Origin of the sequence: Moorella naiadis (nom. illeg.), from assembly GCF_051020825.1 — a bacterium.
In the GTDB taxonomy this organism is placed as follows: Bacteria; Bacillota; DSM-521; order Neomoorellales; family Neomoorellaceae; genus Neomoorella; species Neomoorella naiadis.
Genome location: NZ_JAXGFQ010000053.1, coordinates 1 through 8,842, shown reverse-complemented (window position 1 = coordinate 8,842; position 8,842 = coordinate 1). Strand labels below are relative to the sequence as shown.

Below are 8,842 nucleotides of genomic sequence, written 5' to 3'. Positions count from 1 at the left end.
CCGCTGCCCCCGGCCAGCAGGAGCATCTGGCTGCCCAGGGTGAGGCAGACCTCCCGCAATTCCCGCGGCCCGCCGCCGGCTAAAACGGCGATGGCCTCCCGCACCTCCATGGCGTTGCCCACCATCATCCCCAGGGGTTCGTCCATGTTGGTGATAACGGCCACCACCCGCCGGCCCATTTCCCGGCCCAGGGCTACCATGGTCCGGGCGAGTTCCCGGGCGGAATCCAGGTCGGGCATAAAGGCGCCGCTGCCCACCTTGACGTCCAGGACGATGGCGTCGGCACCGGCGGCAATCTTCTTACTCATGACGCTGCTGGCGATAAGGGGGAGACTCTCTACCGTGGCCGTGACGTCACGCAGGGCGTAGAGCCTGCCGTCGGCCGGGGCTAGCTGCCCGGTGGGGGCGGTGACCGCCAGGCCGATCTCTTTCACCTGACGGATCATCTCTTCCCGCGTCAGCTGTACCCGAAAGCCGGGGATGGACTCCAGTTTGTCGATGGTGCCGCCGGTATGCCCCAAACCGCGACCCGACATCTTAACCACCGGCACCCCGGCGGCGGCCACCAGGGGTGCCAGCACCAGGGTGGTGGTGTCGGCCACGCCGCCGGTGCTGTGCTTGTCGACCTTGACGCCGGGAATGGAACTCCAATCGACCTGCTCGCCGGAGGCCACCATCGCCCGGGTCAGGGCGGCCGTCTCCACCCGGTTCATACCGCGGAAGTAGATGGCCATGAGGAAGGCGGCCATCTGGTAGTCGGGGATTACTCCGTCGGTATAATCGTGAATCATGGTCTCGATTTCCGCTGCTGCCAGGGCCTGCCCCTCGCGCTTACGGCGGATTAAATCGAGCATCTGCATGTTATATTTACCTCCCGGAAATTAATCCAAATTGATTCTTGGTTTCAACTCGGAATTCATTAATTTACTACCTCAGGACGAGTTACACGAATCTGGTTGTTTGGGCCTGACGTTTAGTGGTCTTGCTGTGATATGATGGCATGGGTGGCGGTACCTCCTTTAGTTATTTTTTCCACCCCTGTTATACCACAAAGGGGCTAGAGACCGCCACCTTCAAATTTTACGAAATTAGGGACATCCCCTAGCTAGGGTCTATCTTCTTCTCACTATATAAAACTTAAACTTACTGGCATTAAAATAATTAGACGAATAAAGGATGGGCATGGTTTTTTCATTATAATGAACTTGATCTAATAGCAGCAGGATATCGCTTTTCTCAAAGGCAAGCTTCTTCTCAGCAATATTATCATGTTTGATGGGTTTAATTTCAGATACGGCATGAGTTATTCTAATATCATATTTGCTTTCTAAAAAAGTGAAGAGGGATTCTTTAAAGTCCTGGAAATCAGGTCCTATAATATTTGCAGGCAATCTATCTATACAATAAACTACAGGGATTCCGTCAGCCGTTCTCACTCTTTCAATTCTATAAATCAATTCGCCCCGATTTATATGCAAGTTTTTAGCCTCAATTTCCCGCGCGGGAATTTTCTCCACAGTAAAATCTGACGTTCCGGGATTCATATTCTGCTGTTTTATAAGAGAAGTGATACTAAAAAGCTCTTCTAATCCACCTTTAATCAGAGGTTGCTTTTTTATAAAAGTACCAAGGCCCTGATATTTAACAATCATTCCTTCTTCTTCCAATTTCCTCATCGCCTCACGCAACGTTACTCTGCTTACCCTGAAATTTTTGGCCAATTCTACTTCTGAAGGTAATTGCTGCCCTTCTTGCCAGAAACCCTCCTTTATCATTTCTTTAATTTCATTTAACACCGATTCGTATAAAGGCCTCCTATTAATACCTCCCACCTAAACTCACCTACACTTTATCAAATATTTATTAGTTGATTCTGGTACAAGAACCCCAAAATAACTAATTCACGCCAGGTACGTAATAACTCTTCATATCAAAAATGGCATCTTATAGTCGATATAGTCACATTAGTGGCGAGCCTGAGCCATTGTCCCGAGGTACATCAAAGTACTGGTATTGAATAGTTCTATTTGTAAATGTGATTTGTTCTTCATGAACATATTCTATCCCCCTGAAACCCAACGTGGTTACTATTGCTTCGCGTATCTGTCTATATCTTTATGATTCGCCGTTATGAGTTCTTTTCCTGCTACATTATGTCGATTTGTAGTTATTTTGAGGGGGTTTTGTGCCGGAATCAGAAAAGATAATTTCCAAGTAACTACTCAGCCTGCCTGGCCAGTCACCCTTTGAAGCCTATATATTAGCCGGCTTCACGGGACTTACGGCATAGAAAACACTGGCGATAGTTAACATTGACGGTGGCCTGAGTAGTTATATTTCCGATTTAGAATTAGAAACAGACTTTATTTCGTCTACGGCAGTACCAGTGAAACCATGCCTGAGGCTAAAGTTGAACCATAAGCCTTACTTTGTAAAAACTAAAATGCACGCAACAACACAACGTCACCTTGGGGCAAAGGTATTTTTCGAAGGTAGATAACTAAATTTTTATCGTTTACAATAGATTGACCGGTTTCTCCGGAATGAAGAAGCCGGTCAACTATATTTTATTAATTCTGCCCAAGTTTGGCGACAAAATTTACCAGCACTAGGCATACCAAGGGTTTAAGGTAATCATCAAAATCAGTTTCGTCACTACAACCAGTTTTCTACTTTTTTAGTACACGTTTTACCTGATGGGCATCAAAAGTGCTTTCGCATCCTAAGACTTGGAGGTATCTCTCCTGTCCTCAAAGGGTTCGGTAATACTCAATTATTGTCGCCAATCTTGGGTTTCTATGTTAAAATCTTATTAACCGCTTAACCAACAAGCTTTTCAAGCTTCCACAGCATGGCTTGGGTTGCGCTAACTATTGGCACAGTGGCAGCATCCTGCAGATCTTCAGCCATCGCCGGGGTTCGTACAACAGTACAAGCAATATATACTGCATCGAGACCAGATTTTAGAGAAAAGGTTGGCCGCAAGGCAGCAACTATATCCGCGGCCAGGAGATTCTGAATCTCTCCTCCCGTATCATGCCCCAAACAGCTGGACGCTATAACTTCAAAGCCTTGTTCGTATAGCCATCTTAACTCATGATCGTGGTGGGCCTGGCCGTAAGGAGTAATTACATACAGTTTGCTCGCGCCCAGGGTATGCAATTGTTCGAGGACGGCGCCTGGTGCCGTAATAACCGGGACGGAAAAGATTGACTCAATAGCCGCCCGGCCCTCTTCCGAAAACGCCCCATAGGCCCGTGAATATATAACAAAGTCAGTGATGGGATATTGGTTTTTGGCCGTCGCCAACGACACCAGTAGTTGATCTCGCTCATCCTTTTTTTCGCCATGCCCAGGCAGGGGGGGCATCGGAGCATCAATCCAATCAACCTTTGGATAATAACGCTTCATATCTTCCAGGTGAACTTGATTCTCTGGTGACCGAAGAAGCAAAGCGGTTGGCCTTCTCTTTAACATTTCCTTAACACTTCCTTAACACTTCCTTAAAAATTTATAAGGCATTGCGAAGCTGATCCAATTCCCATAACATAGACCCAGTAGCGGTAACTACCGGCACAGACGCAACTTGCTGCAATTCTTCATTCATTGTCAAGGTACGTAAAAATGTGCAGGCAACATATATGCCATCTAAACGCGATTTTAGCGAATTTGTTAATTTTAAAGCAGCTACTACCTCTTCAGTCTTGATGGCTAGAATTTCTTCTCCAGCATCATGCCCGAGGCAGCTTGAGGCTATAATTTCGAATCCATATTCATTTAACCATTTAAGCTCATAACCATGCCGGGTCTGACCGTAGGGAGTAATCACATATAATTTGTTCGCTTTTAAAGTACGCAGTTTCGATATTATAGCGCCAGTTGCAGTAATAACTGGTACTGAAAAAATTGAACTAATAGCTGCGCGACCTTCCTCTGAAAATACTCCATACGACCGCGCATAAAGGACAAAATTGATTTCAGGATATTTATTCCTCATTGCTGTTAAAAATGTTAAAATCTGATGCCGTTCCTCCTGAGTTTCTCCACGCCCCGGTAAGAAAGGCATAATGACATCTATCCAGCGAACATCTGGATAATAACGTTCCAGATCCCCTACAATCGTAACATTTTCAGAAGAGCGGATAATTAAAGCGGTTAGCATTACTCTTCTACACTTCCTTTCGGGGATGATAAAACAGGAAACAGTTTTTTAATGACAAGATAAAAAATAATGGATAGGAAAAATCCTGATAACCACGAGGCTTTGTTAACATACAGCCATCCTGGATAAGATAAGCCAATTTTTCCACCAAAAATAAGCAAAAGGGCTAGCCCCATGGCAACAAATGCAGCAATGTTAAAACCTTTCCAGTAATAGTACCTACTCTCTATCCGATATAAATCCTCTACATCGATATGTCCACGATGGATAATCAAATAATCAGCCACTATAATGCCAGCCACTGGCCCTAATAAAGAAGCAACTAGTAAAATCCATGTATTAAAATAGACATATGCCCCCTGAGCATATAAAGACCAAGCGCCAACAGCGATACCAAGTACAGTCACTACCATTACTCCCCGATTCCAATTTAAATATTGGGGCCAGGTATTGCAAAGATCATAAACCGGAGGAACAGAATTACTGAAAATATTAGTATTCATCAGTAAACCTGCATAGATCAATAGTATTAAAGCTGCCAAAGCAGATGGGTGCATGTAGCTAGCGACAAGCAATATAGGATCATATACAGCTTTACCGGTAAGATCTTTTACTATTCCGGTCATAAGAGCCCCGTAAAGTACTGTTATGGTATAGACTACAGGTAGCCCAATCTGGCTCAGTATCATAGAGCGCATTGAACGAGCGAAACGCATCATATCGGGCCAACTTATAACTTGGGTAGAATGAATGTTAGAAACTAAATATACGAGAAAAATCGGGAGGGTACTTAAAGTAATAGGTGCCGCTGGGGCATGTAATGCTGGACCTAAAGAGTTTCGATATTGAATAATAAAATACAAAAAGACAATAGTAAGTGTTGCTATTGATATCGAAGGCATCCAGTTGCCAAGCACTTTTAAAGAAGGAGAGCCAAAAATCGGTCGTGCTTTAATAAGAATAAAATATTGAACTAATGCAATACTTAAAAAGGCGCCCCAGAAAAGAAGTGGATAGTGTTCCGCCATCACGGCTGGCGTTAGTGCCCCAAAAGAGGCCAACTGCTGTTGTTGCCCTGCTATAATCAGTAACATGCCCACAACAGCCTCGGTAATAAGAAAAGTCTGGACTCCCCAGAACCCCATTCCAACAAAAAAGCGAGCCCACGAAGGAATAAACGTCCCCCAGATACCGAATCGGCTTCTGTCCAGTTGTGGTTCCGCTAGGCCGTACTTAGTTGCTCCATGAGCTTGCACAATAAGGGGAAATAGAGTGATAAGATCGCCGAACAGTGAAATAAGTAAAACTTGCCACCAATTGTAACCGAATGTAATGCCTACGCTACCTACTAAAAGTGATGAGGGGGCAGCGATTGAAGCCCATATTCCAAAAAGAGTCCAGCTCCCCCAGGTCCTTTTTTCCGGCGGTATCGGAGCGATATCTTCATTCCATAATAGTAGTGACATCCTGTTTGTCTGTGCCATTTTTAACTCACTCCTTTTTTTAATTTTTGATACTTGGCATCTAATCCCGTGTCTTTACATAAGATTTTTTCACCCTCCTTTAAAATAAAATAACAAAGGTAAAAAGTAGAAAATATAATTGTTAGTCGTCTAACTTTATTATGCATCTTTTACATCTTTAAATCAAGCTTATTATAAACCTGTATGGCCATATTAACTTTCTAATACGCTATTAAGCTTCAATTTTTACAGCCTATCTAAGATATATAGGTTTGATACCGGGAGTGCCCCTGCCGGGAACAGTGCATCAGTAAAAAACCAGAAGAAAAAAGCCCTGCTTCAATTTAACCAAAGTGCCCTTCTAGCAGCTGAGACCCGTAAAGAGTTGGCCAATGGCGAGTGCCGGCGGCCAAATAAAGCCAAGCGGGCTGCCATCGGAGGTTACCGTCGCTTTGAGCCGCGTCGTCAATTTTGCCGCCAACACCAATATCTTCGTCGGCCAGATGGCCGCTGCCGCTGCCGACCAGGCCGAGCAACTGCAGGAAGCCACCGCCGCCATGGAAGAGATGGCCGCCAACGCCGGCGACCGGGATACCGCCGGCCGGCTGCAGCAGCAGCTGGGCCAGGCTTCCCGCCGAGTCATCGAGTTGCTGGTGCGGTTACAGGAAGAAATAGCGATGAAGACGAGTGCATGAAATTGCCTAAAATAAAGGCCCGGTAAGTCCCGGGCTGGATCTGCCGTGATAGAGCGTACGTAATAACATAACGTACGTAATACCTATCGCGGTTCTATATATAACGCCTAATTACCACCCATGTACCCGGGCCTGAATAAAATCCTCCCTGGCAGCAGGCAAAAAGATAGCGAACATAAGCAAAGTATAGTATATGGTACCGCAACTATACATCCTGCCCGTCCTGGATACCCCTTCACCTTTGACCTGGTGGGCCCGTGGATTATAAAGAGAGCGGTTATTCCAAAACGTTTAAGAACCTCTTTATAACATCTTTACCTGCACTTTTTTCTTGAGGTATAGGCGGGGTTTCGTCCTCCAGGTCTTCATCTTCACTGGTCCCATACTTCTGCCAGACGGCATACAAAGACCGGTAATCACCCGCGATCAATTGTTCCCGGACCTGACAGAGCAGGTCAAGCAATTCGTTATCTGACGCAAAGCCGGCATCTGGTCCTACTTGTTCGTCTTCTTCATCTTCCTCGTCGTTTTCGTAGTAATCATGATAGTTTTCTTCAATGCAGGAAAGATCAACCCGGCAGTTGATGATAACTATTACCCGGTTGCCGGATTGGTTGATTTCCACGCCTAAATCGTCTTCGCCATAAAATTCGTACCTTGTTAATTCGGCTATTTGCTCCAGAGAAGTGTTGAAGGCGATGGCCAGCGTCCACCAGTCGTAATCCTCCCGGTACATAACATCATAATACTTCTCTAAAAGACTAATCCATCCACCGGGGATGTCATACCCATCAACGTGGTAAATAAAACCGACCCGCCGGGAGGTCGGATTGGCTCTTCTGGACAATGAAGCCACCGCTGCCCTTTCCTTTTTGCCCAAGGGCCTGTCCACGGCCAGAAATTCATATGACGTTGAACTGTGGTCTGGGGCGAAACCGCTTTTGACGCTGATGATTTTCAATTCCGTTTTCCCCCTTGGTTATTTTTAATCAACCATTCAGGATAGCCATAGTTTTCCTCGGCCTCCAACCATCCTTTTATTTCTTCAAAGGTCGCGTAAGGAAACCCCCAGTCTGTATGGCCAATGCTTTCTTGGATTTCCCAAATAATGTCGTCCTCTTTGTTGATGTATTTTTGGTGTTCCGATGGAGAAAGGAGCGGGTCAGGGCAGCCCGGGTCAGCTCCCAGAGCATCGGCAGCAAACAACCGGCATCCGCCACAATGGAGCCTAGCCGCGCAATGACCGCAATGACTGTCCTTAAGCACCTTGCTCTTTCGGAAGTTCCGGTACCTTTTTAAAATGCTGCTGTTTGTCCACACGCTTGCAAAATCATCCGCCAGCAAATTGCCCGCGGATAATTCGTCGCCGACCAGCTGGGAACACGGAAATAGGGTTCCGTCCGGAGCCATGGCCAATATCCTATCCGCCGCGGTACATCCCTTAACCCCAGCGTGCATCGCTTTTTGCGAAGGCAGTTTTCTTTGTAAAAAAGCCAGCCCGCAGTCGACTCTGAACCGGATATAAGGGTAGGTATCCACTGTCTTCGCTAATTTCCTTTCTAGTTCCAAAAAAGTATCCCGATCAGGGTTTTCTTTTCGCCAGCGGTTTACATCTCCCGGCGGCTTTTAACGTAGCAGCGTCACTTGCTCGAATCCTGCTGCCGACAACAAGGCGACGATGCGCTCAAATCTGTCAATCACCGAGCGGGACAAGATTAAATTTGCGCCCACGCTAATCCCCTGCTCGCCGGACAGTTCAATTACCCAGCTTAGCTTTTCTCGCTCTTTTTGCGGTTGTTCCAGTAATATGTCGGCTTTGATACCGATCTGCAGGCACTTGATATATTTGATAATCTTTCTGAAGTTACTGGGTTTATGCTGATACCGGCCTGTAGTCAGGTGGACAACAAGGTTTCTTTCCCACGCCCTGGTGACGAGGGCAGCGAGATCGGCCCTTAAAAACGGCTCCCCGCCACCGATGGCCAGCTGAAAAACTCCCGCTGCGGCAATCTTGTCGATAACCTTCAGGGCATCTTTTGTTGCAAGCTCAGTGGTGAATTTAAATTGATGCCGGCGGACGTAACAGTCCGGACAGGCCGCGTCACATGCAAAGGTAACCGCCCAATGCACGGTTTCCGGAGCGCTTAAAACCTGGGTGGAAGGCCACTCTATTCTACAACGGTTACTCTGATCCAAGGAGCAATCTTTTTTCAGAATGCCTTGCGGCATTACGACCAGTATTTGCAGCGCCAGCAGTTTTTTTACCATCCGCATCGCCGCAGCGCGATCAAGACGCTTACCATAGGCGTTGTACCAGATGCTATCGAGTTCGTTAACGTCGGCTACGCCAATCTTGTCGAGAAGTAATATTAACGCATAGGCTTTCCTATCGACATCAATCAGAGCTCCGGTACCTGTATGGAAAAGTATCCCACCGAAATATTCCTACCTGTGCAGTTGCATGTACCATGATTAACCAATAATGGCAACAATCTCACTAGACAACGCTAGCAAAAAAAATT

9 protein-coding genes are annotated in these 8,842 nt (G+C 46.3%); 1 reads left to right on the top strand and 8 read right to left on the bottom strand.

Annotated features, from left to right (window positions below; genetic code table 11):
• The 5 genes from SDD30_RS16920 to SDD30_RS16900 all read right to left on the bottom strand — a co-directional run.
• On the bottom strand, window positions 1–860 hold an 860-nt coding region (locus SDD30_RS16920; protein ID WP_434076107.1), incomplete at its 3' end, for a thymidine phosphorylase.
• Between the two features lie 252 nt (window positions 861–1,112).
• Window positions 1,113–1,832, bottom strand: coding sequence for a GntR family transcriptional regulator (locus SDD30_RS16915; RefSeq protein ID WP_434076106.1), 720 nt, complete (start codon window positions 1,830–1,832; stop codon window positions 1,113–1,115).
• 988 nt (window positions 1,833–2,820) lie between these two features.
• Complete coding sequence (locus SDD30_RS16910; RefSeq protein ID WP_434076105.1) at window positions 2,821–3,477, bottom strand: aspartate racemase/maleate isomerase family protein; 657 nt, start codon at window positions 3,475–3,477, stop codon at window positions 2,821–2,823.
• A 34-nt stretch (window positions 3,478–3,511) separates the two neighbouring features.
• A complete protein-coding gene (locus SDD30_RS16905) occupies window positions 3,512–4,162 on the bottom strand; it encodes an aspartate racemase/maleate isomerase family protein (protein ID WP_434076104.1) in 651 nt (216 codons plus the stop codon).
• Window positions 4,162–5,646, bottom strand: coding sequence for a cytosine permease (locus SDD30_RS16900; RefSeq protein WP_434076103.1), 1,485 nt, complete (start codon window positions 5,644–5,646; stop codon window positions 4,162–4,164). The genes SDD30_RS16905 and SDD30_RS16900 overlap by 1 nt, the downstream gene beginning before the upstream one ends.
• Window positions 5,647–6,017: 371 nt before the next feature.
• Between SDD30_RS16900 and SDD30_RS16895 the strand changes: the two genes are divergently transcribed.
• Window positions 6,018–6,320, top strand: coding sequence for a hypothetical protein (locus SDD30_RS16895; protein ID WP_434076102.1), 303 nt, complete (start codon window positions 6,018–6,020; stop codon window positions 6,318–6,320).
• Window positions 6,321–6,597: 277 nt separating this feature from the next.
• Here SDD30_RS16895 and SDD30_RS16890 read toward each other — a convergent pair whose 3' ends face one another.
• The 3 genes from SDD30_RS16890 to SDD30_RS16880 are packed head-to-tail and all read right to left on the bottom strand — an operon-like array spanning window position 6,598 to window position 8,588.
• Window positions 6,598–7,281 (bottom strand): hypothetical protein, encoded by a 684-nt coding sequence (locus SDD30_RS16890; protein ID WP_434076101.1) that lies wholly within the window; start codon window positions 7,279–7,281, stop codon window positions 6,598–6,600.
• Window positions 7,278–7,889, bottom strand: a complete 612-nt coding sequence (locus SDD30_RS16885; protein ID WP_434076100.1) for an SPASM domain-containing protein — start codon at window positions 7,887–7,889, stop codon at window positions 7,278–7,280. Before SDD30_RS16885 ends, SDD30_RS16890 begins: the two co-directional genes overlap by 4 nt.
• Before the next feature lie 57 nt (window positions 7,890–7,946).
• A complete protein-coding gene (locus tag SDD30_RS16880; RefSeq protein ID WP_434076099.1) occupies window positions 7,947–8,588 on the bottom strand; it encodes a radical SAM protein in 642 nt (213 codons plus the stop codon).
• Between the last annotated feature and the right edge of the window lie 254 nt (window positions 8,589–8,842).